This is a genomic window from Mumia sp. ZJ1417, from assembly GCF_014127285.1.
Classification (GTDB): domain Bacteria; phylum Actinomycetota; class Actinomycetes; order Propionibacteriales; family Nocardioidaceae; genus Mumia.
In genome coordinates this window covers 409,338-426,179 of the sequence record NZ_CP059901.1, presented here as the reverse complement: position 1 = coordinate 426,179, position 16,842 = coordinate 409,338, and the positions used below count along the sequence as shown (strand labels likewise).

Annotated in this window: 12 protein-coding genes; 5 read left to right on the top strand and 7 right to left on the bottom strand. The window is 68.1% G+C overall.

Going from position 1 to position 16,842, the window contains the following annotated elements; genetic code table 11:
- Positions 1-379 precede the first annotated feature (379 nt).
- Both H4N58_RS01985 and H4N58_RS01980 read left to right on the top strand, forming a co-directional pair.
- Positions 380-3,097, top strand: coding sequence for a PQQ-binding-like beta-propeller repeat protein (locus tag H4N58_RS01985; protein WP_167001308.1), 2,718 nt, complete (start codon positions 380-382; stop codon positions 3,095-3,097).
- A 186-nt stretch (positions 3,098-3,283) separates the two neighbouring features.
- A complete protein-coding gene (locus H4N58_RS01980; protein WP_167001307.1) occupies positions 3,284-4,246 on the top strand; it encodes a ThuA domain-containing protein in 963 nt (320 codons plus the stop codon).
- Between the two features lie 434 nt (positions 4,247-4,680).
- Here H4N58_RS01980 and H4N58_RS01975 read toward each other — a convergent pair whose 3' ends face one another.
- The 6 genes from H4N58_RS01975 to H4N58_RS01950 all read right to left on the bottom strand — a co-directional run bounded on the left by H4N58_RS01975 (position 4,681) and on the right by H4N58_RS01950 (position 12,741).
- Positions 4,681-5,436, bottom strand: a complete 756-nt coding sequence (locus H4N58_RS01975; RefSeq protein ID WP_167001306.1) for an ABC transporter ATP-binding protein — start codon at positions 5,434-5,436, stop codon at positions 4,681-4,683.
- Positions 5,433-7,283, bottom strand: a complete 1,851-nt coding sequence (locus tag H4N58_RS01970) for an ATP-binding cassette domain-containing protein (protein WP_167249253.1) — start codon at positions 7,281-7,283, stop codon at positions 5,433-5,435. The genes H4N58_RS01975 and H4N58_RS01970 overlap by 4 nt, the downstream gene beginning before the upstream one ends.
- Positions 7,280-8,149: a branched-chain amino acid ABC transporter permease gene (locus tag H4N58_RS01965; protein WP_167001304.1), complete on the bottom strand. Its 870-nt coding sequence runs from the start codon at positions 8,147-8,149 to the stop codon at positions 7,280-7,282. Before H4N58_RS01965 ends, H4N58_RS01970 begins: the two co-directional genes overlap by 4 nt.
- A gap of 100 nt (positions 8,150-8,249) precedes the next feature.
- Positions 8,250-9,395 carry an ABC transporter substrate-binding protein gene (locus H4N58_RS01960; protein WP_167249255.1) on the bottom strand — a complete coding sequence of 382 codons (1,146 nt, stop codon included), beginning with the start codon at positions 9,393-9,395 and terminating at the stop codon, positions 8,250-8,252.
- 33 nt (positions 9,396-9,428) lie between these two features.
- Complete coding sequence (locus H4N58_RS01955) at positions 9,429-11,219, bottom strand: thiamine pyrophosphate-binding protein (protein WP_167001302.1); 1,791 nt, start codon at positions 11,217-11,219, stop codon at positions 9,429-9,431.
- A 40-nt stretch (positions 11,220-11,259) separates the two neighbouring features.
- Entirely contained in the window at positions 11,260-12,741 is a 1,482-nt protein-coding gene (locus H4N58_RS01950) for an aldehyde dehydrogenase family protein (RefSeq protein WP_167001301.1), read from the bottom strand.
- A gap of 185 nt (positions 12,742-12,926) precedes the next feature.
- Between H4N58_RS01950 and H4N58_RS01945 the strand changes: the two genes are divergently transcribed.
- The 3 genes from H4N58_RS01945 to H4N58_RS01935 are packed head-to-tail and all read left to right on the top strand — an operon-like array spanning position 12,927 to position 15,782.
- Complete coding sequence (locus H4N58_RS01945) at positions 12,927-13,712, top strand: IclR family transcriptional regulator (protein WP_167001300.1); 786 nt, start codon at positions 12,927-12,929, stop codon at positions 13,710-13,712.
- A gap of 25 nt (positions 13,713-13,737) precedes the next feature.
- Complete coding sequence (locus tag H4N58_RS01940; protein WP_347877915.1) at positions 13,738-14,970, top strand: CoA transferase; 1,233 nt, start codon at positions 13,738-13,740, stop codon at positions 14,968-14,970.
- Positions 14,967-15,782 (top strand): citryl-CoA lyase, encoded by an 816-nt coding sequence (locus H4N58_RS01935; protein WP_167001298.1) that lies wholly within the window; start codon positions 14,967-14,969, stop codon positions 15,780-15,782. The genes H4N58_RS01940 and H4N58_RS01935 overlap by 4 nt, the downstream gene beginning before the upstream one ends.
- Before the next feature lie 223 nt (positions 15,783-16,005).
- On the opposite strand, the gene H4N58_RS01930 is transcribed toward H4N58_RS01935, so the two are convergent.
- The gene (locus H4N58_RS01930) at positions 16,006-16,761 is read right to left on the bottom strand and encodes an IclR family transcriptional regulator (RefSeq protein ID WP_167249257.1); all 756 of its coding nucleotides are present in this window, start codon (positions 16,759-16,761) and stop codon (positions 16,006-16,008) included.
- Between the last annotated feature and the right edge of the window lie 81 nt (positions 16,762-16,842).

The following is a 16,842-nucleotide window of genomic DNA, read 5'->3' as shown; positions in this document are numbered from 1 at the left end:
CGTAGACCGTCGGCCGGTACGGGGGCGCGCTCCTCGACGTGCCCGTCCAGACCCTCGGCGCGACGGTCGTCCAATCGCTGCTCGAGACCACCGGGCTCGGGCGTTTGGTCGCACTCGACGCCGGGCTGCCGGTCACCGTCCCCGGGATGTAGATCGACCGTCGGTGCGGCTCAGGCTCCAGGCGGTCGTGCTGACGTCCGCACTCGTCACCGCCGGGCTCGCGAGGCCGGTGTGCTTGCCAGCCACCGGTCGAGACTACTACGGTGCGAGTCACCAGTCGGTCTGACCAAACCGCTAGATGGATCGTCGTACCGGCCGGGCGCTCGCAGCTCGCGGGCGGACGGGGAGGGACCCGTCGGACCGACAAGGAGAAACTAGGATGCGCAAACCTCTGATGAAGAGGCGGACTGCGGCGGTGCTCGGGACGGTGCTCACGGTGACGCTGGCTGCCTCCCCGGCCGCCGGCCTCGTGATCGCTTCCGAACGCAGCTCACCACCCGGCCTGACCGGCGTCGAACCAGCCGGGGCGGACATGCCCACCGTCGGCGGGAACCTGGGCAACCAGCACTACTCGAGCTTGACGCAGATCAACAAGCACAATCTCGACACGCTCGGCCCCGCATGGCGTACGAACGTCTCCGCGGTCGCGCCGGCCTCCGACGACGTCGGGCAGCAGACGACGCCCATCGTGGTCGATGGCGTGATCTACACCGACACTCCCAGCGGCGGTGTGATCGCGATCGACGGCAAGTCGGGTGACTCTCGGTGGAAGTGGGAGCCGACCGGCTTCCCGGCAGCCGGCACACGCCGTGGCGTCTCGGCCGGCGACGGCAAGATCTTCACGCTCGGCAGCGAGCGGGTCGTCGCCCTCGACCAGAAGACCGGCGAGCAGGCCTGGGTCGTCGAGCCCAAGGGGCCGAACGGCGAGGATCTCGGCAACATCGACCGCGTCGCGACCGTCTACCACGACGGCATCGTCTATGCGCACGCAGCCAACGGCGATCGCGCCGCCGTTGTCGCGCTCGACGCCAGCGACGGCACCTACCTGTGGCACTTCTTCGGCGGTCCGGACCGCGGCGCCGTCTTCACCGACGTCAACGGGAACTCCGTCGTCGCTGGAGACACATGGGGTCCGGGGCTGCCCGACGGCACCGACTGTTCACTCGAGGGCGGTTCGACGCCCTGGATGCATGGAGCCGTCGACCCCGAGCTCGGCATGTACTACATGACCTTCGGCAACGCGCGGAGCTGCAACAGCTCACAGGACGGTTCGAACCGGCCGGGCGACAACCTGTTCTCCAGCACGATGGTGGCCGTCGACATGACGACCGGGGCGTACAAGTGGCACTACCAGTCGATCCGTCACGACGTCTGGGACATGGACAACGTCCATCCGCCGACGCTCGCCGACATCAAGGTCGCCGGGAAGAAGCGGAAGGTCGTCTTCTACGGCAGCAAGTCCGGACACCAGTTCGTCCTGGACCGCACCAACGGCAAGCCGGTGCTCCCCGTCGTCGAGAAGCCGATGATCACCGACTCCCGCCAGAACCACGCGGCGACGCAACCCTTCCCCAAGGAGAACCTGCTGCCCGAGTGCGTCGTATGGCAGAAGCTCGAACCGAAGAACATCCCCGGCGACCCGTGGCGAGGCGTGCCGAACTACAACGGCTACCAGCCCAACGAGGATGGTCGCCTCGTCTTCAACCCGGACAGCTACGTCAAGGCAGACGAGCCGTTCCTGACGTACCCGAAGGGGCAGGATCACCGCGAAGGCTGCATGTATGACCCCCAGTGGGACCTGCCGATCCTGTCGACCACCAGCCCGAACGGCGGCGGCGACTGGTCGAACCACTCGTACAGCCACCGGACGAACCTCGTGTACTTCCCGTACGGGACCAACCCGGTCGCGCACTGGAACGGGGCCAGCTCTAACGGCCAGAGGGCGATCGGCCAGTACCAGACCGGCGGCATACTGGCGTACGACGCGTCGAGCGGCAAGGTGAGGTGGAAGAACCACCTCGGCACGGACATGGCCCACGGCCAGGGTCCGCTGACCACGGCGAGCAACCTCCTGTTCGTCGGACAGGCCAGCGGCAACCTCCTTGCGATGGACGCCACCAACGGGAAGGCGCTCTGGGACTTCCAGACCGGCTCGGGCATCGCAGCCGCCCCGATCACCTACGAGATCGACGGTGAGCAGTATGTCGCCGTGCTCGCCGCAGGCTCGACCAACCCGTACGGAGGCTCGGTCACCCAGGGCGACTCCCTCTGGGCGTTCAAGCTCGGCGGCAAGTACACGACCGAGTCCGGCAGCCAGGAGGGCCCCGACACCGCTCCGCTGACGATCCGCCGGCCCGTGCAGGGCAACCCGGTCGAGGGCGACACGGTGGACAACACCGTGCTGCTCGGTCGTGTGGACCGCACCACGGACACCGCCGCTGCGCAGGACAGCACCTCTCAGCGCGGGATGGCGCCGACGCACCTGCGCGTCCCTGTCGGGACGACCGTCACGTTCCGCAACCCGGGCGCGGAGACCTTCCCGAACTTCCCGAACAAGCTGGAGCACTGCGCAACGCAGTACTTCGAGGGAGAGTTCAACCCGCGGCTCAAGCCGGGCGAGACGTACAAGCACACCTTCGACCGGGCGGGCGAGTACTTCTTCAACGACTGCACCGATCCGCGCCCAGCGGGCAAGATCGAGGTCTACCTCGAGCCCCAGGACCGACCGGGTGCACTGACGTTCGTGCCGAGCTCGCTGCGCCTCGGGTCGGCGACGGGGGTCTTCACCGGCGTGCGCGGCACGGTCACCGCCGTGCTCGACGTGCCGCGCGGCTACGTCTACGACGGTGACGCCGTTCTGCTGACGCCTCTCTCGAAGACCCCGGTCAAGGCGACGAAGGTGCGCACGGTCGCGAGCGCCTGGCCGTGGAAGGGCACGTCAGGAGGGACGAGGCTGGTCGTCCAGTTCGACAAGGCCGATCTCGACAACAACGTGCCGGAAGGTCGCGACGTGCCGCTGACGCTGGTGGCGAACTTCCTCAGTAAGGGGGTACAGAAGCAGCTGGCCTCCACGACGGCCGCACTGGTCGTCAAGTAGCGAACCGCAATGGGTTGCCGGTCATGCCTAGCGCATGTCCGGCAACCCATTGCCGTCTAGTGGATCTACCGATCCACTTCGTGAATTAGGTCACGGCAAACCCTTGCGGGGAGTCAAAGCTCGCCGCTAACCTCAGGTCCATGCAGTGGACCTTTTAAACCATCTAATGGAACGGAGTCCCTCATCATGAGAGGCAAACTCACCGCCGCCCTGTCGGCCGTCACGAGCGCGGCGGCCACCGTCGCAGCCGTCGCGGCCTTCAGCCCGGCCGGTCACGGTCACGGAGGCGGCTCGACAAACGCCGAGGCGATATACACCGACGCGATCACCGACTACGGCGTCTGCCGCGGGGTCGACCCGGAGTGCTACAACGACTGGGGCAACGGCTACACCGAGGGGGAGACGAAGCGGATCCTCATCTACAGTCGGACCGCAGGCCCCCGCCACGCCCACCTCGGGACACCTCTCGCCCCCGGACTCAATCCGCCCCTGGGCGAAGACAACGTTGCGCAGCGCGGCCTCAAGGCGTGGGCCGAGGAGCAGGGCATCACGGTCGACTGGACCGAGGACGTCAGCCGCTTCTCGGGCCTCAGCAAGTACCAGGCCGTCGTGTTCTTGAGCTCCAACCGTGACACGCTCGACGACACTGCCCAGACGAACCTGCGTCAGTACGTCCGCGGCGGCGGCGGGTTCGTCGGCATCCACAACGCGTTCGGCGCCGAGTACAACTGGCCCTGGTACGAGGGCCTCCTCGGCGGGACGAACTTCTACGATCACAGACCGAACCGGCCGGGCACGGTACAGACCCTGGACAGGAAGGACGTCTCCACCAAGAACCTCCCACGCACGTGGGCGTTCACCGACGAGTGGTACAACCTCGAGCCGGTCCCCAGCTTCGTACGCGAGCTCGCCAAGGTCGACGCCAAGACGAGCTCGACACCCGAGCGCGCGTCCGGCCACCCCGGCCACGGCGACAAGCACCTCGTGAGCTGGTGCCAGTACTACGACGGCGGAAAATCCTGGCTCACCACGCTCGGTCACGACGTCGCCGCCTGGACCGACGCGCCGCTGGAGGGCGACGCGTACTTCAAGGACCACGTCGTCCACGGTCTGCTGAGCGCGATGGGGGTGGAGCCCTTCTGCAAGTAAGGGCGGTCGGTCATCCGGTGAAGGCCGGGCGCCTTGTCCAGGCGCCCGGCCTTCGACGTGTCGACATCACGAGCCGACCCGCTCTACCGACGTTCGTCGAGGGTGAGCCCCGCGCAGGGGCAACGACCGCGGCTGCACGACTCCCAGGCCGAAGCCGAGTCTGAACGCGGAACGGAACATGAGGTCGGTGTCGTGCCGCACCGAAGAGCCGCCAGGCCACGATGAGCAACCCGGGCCGAGGGCCCGCCCGAGCGAGGCCCTGAACGTGTACCACCCCAAACGGGAGTCCAGCGCCGACGCACCGGTTGGCGACGAGCGTCTGTTGACTCCGACAGCATGAAGACGCCGGTCGATCCCGCCACCACAGCCGCCCCGACGAGGGGCGCGAGCGCGAACGTCCCACCGACCACACTCGAGCCCGTACGCCGAGACCGTCAGAGGCCGAGGTAGATCCGACGCACGGACGGGTCGTGCCTCAGCTCGTCCGCGCGCCCTTCCATCTGCACGGCACCGTTCTCCATGACGAGGCAGCGCGAGGTCGCCTCGAAGGTGAGCCAGGCGTTCTGCTCGATCAGAAGGAGACTGATGCCGCTCTCGCGCAGACGTTGCAGCACCGCGAGCACTTCGCCCACCAGCTTCGGCGACAACCCCATCGACGGCTCGTCGAGCAGCAGGATGCTCGGCGACGACATCATCGCGCGCCCGATCGCCAGCATCTGCTGCTGGCCACCGGAGAGCGAGCCTGCAAGCCGCGTCCTCATGTCCGCGAGGACGGGGAAGAGGTCGTAGACCTGCCGCAGCACGTCCGCGGTCCCGCTGTCGCCCCGCTTACGCGAGAACGCGCCGAGCTCGAGGTTCGCCTCCACGCTGAGCCCACCGAAGACGTGCCTGCCTTCGGGGACGTAGCCGACACCGTGCCGTACGACGTTGCGCGCCTTGACCTTGGCGAGGTCGACGTCCCCGAGACGCAGACTGCGTGCCGAGCGTGGCGCGAGCCCCATGAGCGCACGCAGCGTCGAGGTCTTGCCGGCACCGTTCGCGCCGATGATGCCGACGCACTCGCCGGGAGCGACGGCGAACGACAGGTCGTCGACCGCGACGACCCCGCCGTACCTGACGGTGAGGCCGTCGACGACCAGCTCGGCGGGACTCAGCGCGTCGGCACGCGAGCGGAAATCCAAGTCCGTCATCGTGACAGCTCCTCGTGCTCCTCGGGCGCGTGCTCTGCGCTCTCAATGTCGGCTTTGTCGGGCACCAGATCGGCGAGCTGCGAGACATCGCCCAGGTACGCCTCGATCACTTCGGGGTTGGTGACGACCTCGGAGGGAGGGCCGTCCGCGATCACCTTGCCGCTCGCCAGGACCGTCACCTCGTCGCAGAGCGACATCACCAGGCCCATGTTGTGCTCGACCAGGATCACGGTCACGCCGCCGTCACGGATGGCGTGGACGATCTCACGCAGTTGCCCGACCTCCTGCCCGTTGAGACCGGCCGCCGGCTCGTCGAGGAGGACGACCCGCGGATCGGTCGCCATCGCCCGTGCCAGCTCCACGCGCCGCTGGATCCCGTACGGCAACGACGTCGGCGTCTCGTCCGCATACTCGGAGATGCCGAACTCCTCGAGGAGCTGATCGGCCCTCTGTCGCAGCCGCTTGTCGGTGCGTGCGACGCCCAACGGCCAGAAGACGTAGCCCACCATCGAGGCCAGCGTGCTGCGGTCTGCCGCGACCATGACGTTCTCCCGCACGGTCAGCGCGCTGAACAGGCGAAGGTTCTGGAACGTCCGTGCGATCCCCCGACGGGACAGGGTTGCGGCCCCCAATGACGTGACGTCGTCACTGTCGACGAAGAACTGCCCCGCGGTAGGCGTGTAGAGCCCGCTGATGACGTTGAGGAGCGTGGTCTTGCCCGAGCCGTTGGGGCCGACGATGCCCCGGATCTGACCCGCGTCGGCGGTCAGGGACACATCCTGCAGCGCCTTCACGCCCTTGAAGTGCTTGCTGACTCCATCGATCCGCACGACGGCAGGCGGGCGCTCCCGCGCCGCAGCCTGCGCCTCGGGGTCGACCCGGAACGGCTTGATCGTCGCGCGGTCGGCAGGCTTGCCTCGCCGCAGCGCCCTCACTCGGTCGGGGATGCCGGCAAGCCCGGTGGGAGCGAAGACAACCGCCAGGACGACCACGGTCCCGTACCCGAGCTGGGCGTAGGTGGAGAAGTCGATGAGCCACTCACGGGCGAACGAGAGGACGACCGCACCGATAACACAGCCGATGATGCTCTGACGGCCACCGATGATGACCATGGCGAGGAGGAGGAACATCGTCGCGAGGTTGAACGACTCGGGGGCCACGTAGCGGATGAGCCCGGCATACAGCACCCCGGCGACGCCGCCGTACACGCTGGCGATGCCGAACGCGACGATCCGTAGCAGCGGCACGTTCGCACCGAGCGCACTCGCGGCGATGGAGTCGTCCCTCATCGCCTTCATGCGGCGGCCGAGGCGGGTGTGCGAGACGAAGAGGGCGAACGCCAGCGCGAGGACGAAGACGACGACCTCGAGGTAGTAGTACAGGTACTCGCTGCTGAGGTCGATCCCGAGCATCGGCGGCACCGGGATCCCTGAGATCCCGTTCGCGCCCTGTGTGACCGACGCGTTCGTCACCCAGCTGGTGAAGGCGAGGGCCAGGCCGAGGGTGACGATGCCGAGGTAGTGGGACTGGACGCGGAGCGCGGGGATGCCGACGACGAGTCCGGCGAGCAGGCTCGCCAGCACGCCGAGGACCGCGGCCGTCCAGAACCCCCAGCCCTGAACCGTCGTGAGGATGGCGACCGTATAGGCACCCACGCCGAAGAAGGCCACCTGCGCCAGGTTGATCTGGCCACCGAGCCCGAGGGCAACGCCGAGCCCGATCGCGAGGAGAGCGAAGATGATCGTGACGTCGACGACGTGAATCTGGTATGGCCCGACGGTGTAGGGCAGCAGATACAGCAGCACGGCCACGACCGCCAGGGCCGGGATCTTGATCTTGATACTCATGCTCGGTTCACCGTCCGCTCTCCGAAGATGCCCGTGGGCCGGATCATGATCAGCATCGTGAACACGACGAACACGACGAGCTCGGAGTAGCCCTCGAACTCGCCGGCGGCGAAGGCGTCGAGGATCCCGATCAGCAGGCCACCGACGATGGCGCCCTGGATGTTGCCGAACCCGCCGAGGATCGCGGCCGCGAAGCCCTTGATGCCGAGCGTGCCGCCGAGCGACGCGTTCACGTACAGGAGGGGTCCCGCGAGGCTGCCCGCGATCGCGGCGAGACCTGCGCCGATCGCGAACGCGATCGCGTTGCTGCGACCGACATGGATGCCGACAGACGTCGCGGCGTCAGGGTCCATCGCCACCGCCTGCATGGCGGTGCCCATCTTCGTGCGGTGGAGGAATGTGACGAGCGCCAGCGTCGCCAGCGCGGCCACGACCAGGACGACGATGCTGTAGGTACGGATCTTGATCCCCGCGACGTCGAGCGGGGCCGCGTCGATCGGAGTCGGAACAGCGCGCCCCGTGGCACCCCAGATGATGACGGCGAGCGCCTCGAGCACGATGCCGAAGCCGATCGTCCCGATCAGCATCAGGTCGAAGTCCCTACCCTCGAGGGGGCGCAGAACCCTCTCGATCACGAGACCGAGCAACGCCGTGATGACGACGGCGATCGCAACGGCGAGCGGGAAGGGGAGGTTGGCGGTCATGTAGAAGGTCGACGCGGTGAAGGCGCCCACCATGACCACCTGCCCGTGCGCGAAGTTGACGAGCCCCATCGTGCGGTAGACCAGCGAGAAGCCGAGCGCCACGAGCGCATAGAGCGCTCCCAGCGTCAGTCCACCCATCAGGGTCTGGAGTGCGACTTGCATGCCGATCCTTTCGGGGTACAGCCGTTCGGCGTCGGGCTTGGGCGGTGACGTGCCGTGCTGCGGGTCGGTCGTGAGACCGCCCCGCAGCGCCGGGCTCTTGTCACTGCACTGCCGTCAGCGTTCCTCCGTGGATGGTGCCGACCTTCGTCTCGTGGATCCCCACGCCCGACTCGTCGAACTCGAAGGTGCCGAGCAGGCCGTCGTACGAGATCGAGCGGATCTCGTCAGCGAGCTCCTTGCCGCCCTTCCCCCCGGTCGCCTCGAGCGCCGTGAAGAAGATGTTCGCACCGTCGTACGCCTTGGCTCCGTGCATCTCGGCTGCCTCGCCGTACTCCTCCTCGTACGCCGCAGCAAACGTCTTCGACGCGTCGTTCTCGTCGTTGCTCAGGTACGGGGTGCTGACGATCGTGCCCTCGGCGTTGTCCTTGCCAGCCGTCTCGACGTACACGTTCGTCGCGAGCGGCGCCGCGCCCGCGAACACCGCCTCGATACCGAGCTCGCGGGCCTGCTTCGCGACCAGGCCGGCCTGAACCTCTTCGGCACCGATGAAGAGGACGTCGGGCTTCTTCGACCGGATGTCGGTGAGGATCGAGCTGAAGTCCTTCTGCTCCGCGGTGACCACCTTGTCGTGGGTCGGCTCGATGTCCCGCGACGCGAGCGCAGCCTTGAAGGCGTCGTGCTCGCCGGTGCCGTAGCCGCCGTTGTTGGTGACCATGGCGAAGGATTTGTATCCCTTGTCCTCGACGAGGTACCGAACCAGTGTCTCGTCGTACGTCACGCTGGTCGGGCCGTTGAGGAACTGGAATGGGCTCCCCAGCTCCGAGATGGCCGGAGACTGGCCCGAGGTGATGCTCGGGATCTCCGCCTGGCGCAGGATCGGGTTCATCGCCTGCGTCACGGCGCTCTCCGCCGTGCCGAACATGACGACGTAGTCACCGCTCGTGATCTTGCGCGCGATCGACGTACCGGTGGTCGGGTCGCCCTGGGAGTCGTACACGGTCAGCTTGAGCTTGCGCCCGTCGATTCCGCCGTTCTTGTTCCACTCGTCGACGGCGAGCTCCACCCCTTTCAGCTCCCAGGCGCCGAGCGCGCTGAGCTGGCCGCTCTGCGCATCGGCGAGGGCAATCTTGATGTCGCCGGTCGTCGAGGCGTTCGAGTCGTCCTCGCCTGGGGTGCCGCAGGCAGCCGTCGTGGTCAGCAGGATGCCGGCCGCGGCGGCCACCATCAGCATTCGGGTTGGGGTCATGGGTGTCCTCACTTCTTCGTGTAGGCAGCCGGATCAGGCGAAACGGCCGTGGTAGATGTCCTTGATGTTCCAGTGGCCCGGCGTCGGCACCGGCTCGTTGACCATCGCGATATCGATGACGGCGGGCCTGCGGTTCGTGACCGCCTGAGCAAGCGCCTCGGAGAAGGCACCCGCCGACTCCGGGCGGTAGCCGTCGGCGCCGCACGCCTGCGCGATCACCGAGAAGTCTGGGCTGTAGGGGTTGCCGTCCGGGTCTTGAAACTCACAACCGAACGATGCGCCGAAGTTCGACGCCTGCAGGTCGGCGATCGTGCCGTGCGCACGGTTGTTCATCACGACGAAGACCACCGGTAGCCCCTGCTCCACTGCCATCGGGAGTGCCGGGAGCTGCGCGCTCATCCCCCCGTCGCCGATCAGGGCGACGACGACCTTGTCGGGTGCGGCAACCTGGACGCCCACGGCGGCCGCCGGACCGAATCCCATCGTCGAGAGTCCTCCGGGGGTGATGAAGCGGCCCCGTGGCGGCAGGTCGTAGCACTGGGCGACACCATTCTTGTTCCACCCCACGTCGGTGACGAGGATGGCGTCGTCCGGCAGACCGTCACGCAGGTCGCGAAGGATCCGCTCGGGGCGGAGCGGGAACGCGTCGGAGGCACCACGGTCGCGGCTGTCCTCGAACAGCCGGGTCCGTGTCGACTCGATCGCCTCGCGCAGCCCTGCACGGGGACGCCGCTCGGGACAGGACTGCCTCAACTGCGCCAGAACGGCCTCGACGGTCTGGGACGCGTCGGCCACGATACCGACCTCGACCGGGTAGTTGCGCCCGATCTCGGCAGGATCGAGATCGACCTGGACGAGCTTTCCGGGCGGGAGCCCCCACGTGTAGCGGTCGTCCCACGAGCTCGAGTCGGTCTCGGCGAACCGGGTCCCGAAGGCCAGCACCACGTCGGCCTCACGGGTGTAGTCGTTGGTGAGCTCCAACCCCCAGAAGCCCGTCATACCCATAAGGAGCGGGTGCCTGTCCGGCACCGTCCCCTTGGCCATCAACGAGTGTGCGATCGGGATGTCGAGGTGTTCAGCAAGGGCGATCAGTGCCTCTCGCCCACGCTCGGTCCGTAGCCCTCCGCCGACGTAGACGAGCGGCCGCTCCGCCGAGACGAGAAGGTCCGCGACCCGCTTCGCCTCCGCCTCGCCGACTCCGGGCGTCGTCGACACCGCCACGACCGGGTACGCGTCGGCCGTCTCGAGGGCGAGGGGCCGGGAGAACATGTCCATCGGCACGTTCAGGAGGACGGCACCGGGCCGTCCTGAGGTGGCAGTCCAGAACGCCCGCTCAGTGAACCTAGGGAGGTCCTCGACCCGCGTGACATTCCAGACCCGCTTGGTGAACGGCCGGTAGATCGCCCCCTGGTCGCCGTCCTGGTGCAGGTTGACCTCCTGGTGCGGGTGACGACCGAGGTAGTACGACGGCACGTCGCCGCTGATCGCGATCAGCGGGACGGAGTCGAACGCGGCCGTGGCGACGCCGGTGACGCCGTTCATCATCCCCGGGCCCACGTGCATGAGCACCACGCCGGGCTTGCCACTGATGCGGGCGTAGCCGTCGGCGGCGTGGGCGGCGGCCTGCTCGTGACGGGCGATCACGAACGTGATCGAGCTGCGGCCGATCGCGTCGAGCAGGGCGATGTTGCTGTGACCGCACGTGCCGAAGATGTACTCGACGCCGTAGCCCTCGAGCTGTCGGACAAGGACGTCCGACGCTGTCACGACCGGCCCACCCGCGTCGTCCTGGGCGGTGCCGGCTGATGTCGTCGTGGTGGTCATCGATGCCTTTCGGAGGGGTCGCGTGTGGGGATCGAGATGGTCATCGCTCTTCTCCCCAGATCGTGTGGTCGCGGATGATGAGGGTCTTGACCGACGTGTAGTCGTCGATCATGTGAGCGGGAGACTCGCGTCCGAAGCCGGAGTCCTTGACGCCGCCGAAGGGAATGTGGTCGAGGCGGAAGTTCGAGGAACCGTTGACGATCAGGCCACCGACCTGCAGCTCGCGCCACGTGAGGAGGATGCGGTCCATCCGCTCGGTGAAGAGCCCCGCCTGGAGGCCGTACCGGCTGTCGTTGCACTGGTCGATGACCTCCTCGAGGTCGTCGAACGCCATGACGGCGATGACCGCTCCGAAGGCCTCGCTGGTGACGAGAGTCGCGTCGGCGGCCGGCCTGGCGACGACGGTCGGCGCGAGGGTGGCACCGTCGCGAGTGCCACCGCACACCAGCTCGGCACCCCCGTCGACTGCGTCAGCGACCCAGCGCTCAACCCGCGCAGCGGCTGCGTCGTCGACCATCGAGCCCACGTCGGTGCGCGGATCGGCCGGATCGCCCACGACCAGCTGCGCGACCTCTTTCCGCAGCCCGTGGAGGAACGCGTCGAGGACCGACGAGTGAACGTAGATCCGCTGGACCGAGATGCAGCTCTGGCCGGAGTTGGAGAATCCCGTACGGGCGCAGATCCGTGCCGCCCGATCGACGTCCGCGTCGTCACAGACGATGGTGGCCGCGTTACCGCCGAGCTCGAGGACGAGCGGCTTCGCCCCGGCAGCGCGGGCGACGGCGTTGCCGGTCGCGACACTGCCTGTGAAGCTGATGACGGCGACCTCCGGCGCGGCGCACAGGGTCGCGCCGAGCATGCCGTCGCCATGGAGGAGCTGCACGGCCTCGGGCGGCATGCCTGCCTCGAGGAGCAGCGCGACAACGCAGGCCGTGGTCGCCGGCGCCTGCGGCGGGGACTTCACGATGGTCGTGTTGCCCGCGGCGTACGAGGCACCGAGCTTGTGCGCGAGGAGGTTGGCCGGCGCGTTGAACGGGGTGATCGCCAGCGCGACACCCAGGGGCGCACGGAAGGTCATCGCCGTATTGCCGACTCCGTTGTCGTAACCAGCGACAGGAAGGACCTCTCCTCCTATGCGTCGCGTCTCGTCCGCGCACACGGCTAGCGTGTCGGCGACCCGGTCCAGCTCGCGTCCGCCGTCGGAGACAGGCTTGCCGAGCTCACGGGCTATCACCGTGGCGATCGCGTCGCGGTGCACTCGTGCGAGCTCGCTCGCACGGTGCAAGACACGGGCCCGGTGCGCCGGTGAGTAACGAGCCGCCGCGCGCGCACCGGCTGGGCCATTCGCCAGCGCCCGCTCGACGATCTCCGGCGTCGGCTTCCACGCGACCGTCACCGTCTCCCGCAACCACGGCCCGGATCGTTCACATGCCTCCCCGTCCTTCGTCCAGGCTCCGCCCACGTACGACGGCGCATCCATGACACGTCCCTCTGCCGCGGCGCTGAGAATCTGATCGAGCACGCCATCCCCTTCATGGACCACTAGTCGGACCTTCTGGACCGCTGTGCGGTCTTGGGGTAACGTAAGCCGTGAGGCAGGCCACTGGCAAGCGATCGACCACAATTGGATTCGATCGACCCCGTCGGATGAGACTGTGAGCGAAAAATCAGCGGCACAAGCCCACGTCTCCCGACACGAGAGGACGAATGACGATGCCTGAGGCGGCAAGCGGTAAGAGTTCTGGCGACCACGGAGGGGTGCGAAGCGTTCAGCGTGCAGTCGAGATCTTGGCACTGCTCAGCGAGGACCGTCCCGTGGTCACGGTCGGGGAGATCGTCAAGGAGACCGGTCTCGCCAAGACCACAGTCGTCCGCATGCTCGCCACGCTGGGAAAGAACGGACTCGTGTGGACCACGAGCGCCGGCGTCACGGCCGGACCCGGGCTGTGGCGCTGGGCCTACCTCGCCCGTCGGAGCTGGGAGCTCCCCGCGGAGATCCGTCACCTGATGCGCGAGACCGGCCAGAAGACGCGCGAGACCATCAACCTCTATGTCACCCGGGACCTGCAGCGTGTGTGCATCGCGCAGCAGCAGGGCACTCAGACGCTTCGCCACGTCGTCCAGGTGGGCGACCAGCTGCCGCTCTGGGCAGGCGCCTCCTCGAAGGTGCTGCTCTCCGACGCACCAACATCCACCCTCGAGCGGGTGGCCGCCATGTCCCCCCAAGGGGCCGAGCGCCTTCCGGACCTCCGCGAGGCAGTGGGGCGAGCCCGCGAGGACGGATTCGCCGTGAGCCACGGCGAGCGTGAGATCGGGGTGTCGGCCGTCGCCGTACCGGTCATCGCGCCGTCCGGCCGCGTCGGTGCGGCGTTGTCCCTCAGCGGTCCGACCGCGCGGTTCACCGACGAACGTGTGGCTGTCTTCGTCGACGAGCTCATCTCCGCCTCGGCACAGATGACCGCCCGAGGGTTCACGCACCCCTTCGAGGCGTAGCGACAGACCCGACCCAACAAGACACGTGGCCGAGCGGCCACAGGAAGAGGCACGAGTGGAAGACCTACCGTTGAGCGGCATCCGCGTACTCGATCTCACGAACGTGCTGGCGGGTCCCTACTGCAGCTTTCAACTGAGCCTCATGGGTGCTGAGGTCGTCAAGGTGGAGAAGCCCGGCTCCGGCGACCTGGCCCGCCACCTCGGTCCCGACCCGGCACTCAACGACGTCGGCCTGGGTGCCTCCTTCCTCGCGCAGAATGCCGGCAAGAAGTCGGTCGAGCTCGACCTCAAGGATGCCGAGGGCAAGGCGGCATTCGAGGACCTCGTACGTGGCGCAGACGTACTTCTCGAGAACTACCGGGCCGGCGTGCTCACCCGCCTGGGCTATGACTGGGACACGCTCGAGGCGCTGAACCCGGCACTGGTCTACTGCGCGATCAGCGGGTTCGGCCAGACCGGACCCGACAGCCAGGCGCCGGCGTACGACCAAATCGTGCAAGGGCTCTCCGGAATGATGAGCATCACCGGGAGTGCCGACACCGCGCCCCTGCGGATCGGCTTTCCGGTTTCCGACAGCGTCGGCGGACTCATGGCGGCCTTCGCGATCAGCAGTGCGCTCGCGGGGCGCGCACGCACGGGTCGTGGAGCCCATCTCGACCTGTCGATGCTCGAGGCGTCGGTGTCCGCGATGGGATGGGCGGTCTCCAACTACCTGATCAGCGGGATCGAGACCGTCCCCATGGGCGACCAGAACGCGACCGCCGCACCCTCCGGGACCTTCCACGCTGACGACGGCCCCCTCAATATCGCTGCGAACCGTCAGGCCCAGTTCGTCACGCTCTGCACGGTTATCGGCCGCGTCGACCTCCTCGACGACCCACGCTTCGCCACCCGAGACCTCCGCAAGATCCATCGCGAGAAGCTGAACGACGAGATCGACGCCGCGCTCGCCGACCGGTCGGCTGGCGAGTGGGCGAGCGAGCTGTCCGCCGCCGGAGTTCCCGCAGCCCCCATCCTCACCGTCGCCCAGGCGGTGGAGTCGGAGCAACTGGCGTACCGGGAGTTCTTCCACGATGTGCCCTTCCCCGGCCGCCCGGACCGGGTCGTGAGGACCAGCAGCAACGGCATTCATCTCGACGGCCGCCCGCTGCGCCCCCAGGGGCCGCCGCCCTTGCTCGGAGAGCACAACGGCGAGCTCGACGAGCTTCGCCGGTCCGGACGCGAACACGACTCCATCCGCGCCGGAGCGGGATCGTGACGGTCGACCGCTATCCCGAGCCCACCGTCCAGGCCGTGGCGGACTGGTGGGAGACCGCGATCACCCGCATCGCCCCCGGCGAGGTCGAGCACCGCGGCACCCCCGTCCAGCACATGATCGGGGCCGACGACCTCGTCACCTCTGCATGGTTCCTGGTGCGGGGCGACCGCCCCTCCCCGGCCCAGGCCGCGCTCCTCCAGGCCGCCATGGTCGCGTCCATGGACCACGGCCCCCAGGCGCCGTCGATCGCAGTCGCGCGGATCGCCGCCTCGTGCGGCGTCGGCATCAACAACGCCATGGCCTCGGCGGTGAACACCCTCGGCGACCACCACGGTGGAGCAGGACAACAATGCGTCGAGATGTTCGAGGAGATCGTCACGGCCGTCAACGAAGGGCTGACGATCGAGGCGGCGACCGAGGATGTGGTCGCCCGATGGCGCGAACGGTCCCGATATATCCCCGGCTTCGGTCACCGTTTCCATCCTCGCGACCCTCGCCGTGATCCGCTGCTCGGCATGGTCGAGGACGCCGCCGGCGCCGGCGCCGTCTCCGGCAAGTACCTCGAAGCAGCCCTCGCCGTCGAGACGCTGCTGGCGAGCGGCCGAGAGCGGCCCATCCCGATGAACATCGACGGAGCGACTGCGGTGATCTATGCCGAGCTGGGCTTCCCGCCCGAGCTGGCCCGCGGCTTCTTCGTCCTGAGCCGCAGCGTGGGCATCCTCGCCCACGCCTGGGAGGAACGACAGAGCGGACGGCGCAACAAGGGGCCGATCCCGCCGTCGATCCTGCCGACGTTTCGGGCGGCCGAGTAGACGCCACGGCGCCACACTGGAGCTCACGAGGACACGCGGAGGGGGATTCATGACCCGGTCCTTTCGCGGCTCAGGACATGTACTAACTGGTACGTTCGTGAAGTAGATCACACCGTGTCGCCGCACGGCAAGGAGTCCTCCGCGCTGAGCGATGAGGCCGGCACCGTCGGTGGCAAGACGCCTTCGGGCAAGATCCAGCGCCGTCACCTGACAGCGCAGCTCCTCAGCTGAGCGCGCGTGAGAGGTGGTGGGCCTCAGCGAGCAGCAGGTGCCCCAGCTCGGCCTGACGGTCGGGGACGAACCGGCCCTGTACGCCGGTGAGGGTGAGCGCCCATCGCGGTGAGCCGTCACCGTCGAAGACGGCGGCGGCCATGCCCCAGCTTCCCTCGACAACGAGTCCTGGGTTCAGCGACCACCCGCGCTCGCGCGTGAGCCGGATCCGTTCACGGATCGCCGCTTCGCTGTGGGTCTCGCCCCACGCCTGCGTGAGGTCGGCCCTCGCGAGGTAGTCGGCGATCTCGTGCTCGCTCAGGTAGGCGAGGAGGACGATGCCGGCCGAGACCACACCGAGCGGGAACCGTGCACCCTCGTACAGGACGAACGAGCGGATCGGGAACGAACCGTCCTGCCTCAGGAGCACCACGGTCTCGTCGCCGCGTCGGACGGAGAAGAACGCGCTCTCGCCGGTCGCCTCGGCGAGCCGGCGCACCGCGCTCGCCGCCTCGTCGGTCACCGCGAAGCGCGAGGCCGCGCGCGCCCCGAGGACGTACAGCTCAGGGCCGAGGAACCAGCGACCTGTCCGCCCGTCGCGATCGACCATGCCCTCCTCGGCGAGGGACTCGAGCAGCCGGTGGACGGTGGGGCGTGGGAGCCCGGTCGCCCGTGCGACCTCGGTCGTCGTCAGGCCGTCGCTCTCGGTGGCGGCGAGCGCGCGCAGCAGCGCACTGACACGACCGACCATCTGCGTCGACTCCGGCATCTGCCAAGCCTATCTGCGCGTTCATTGAGTGGACGCAGGTGTCTGCTCAGCGTCCGCGCAGCGGGAAGATCCTCCGCGACA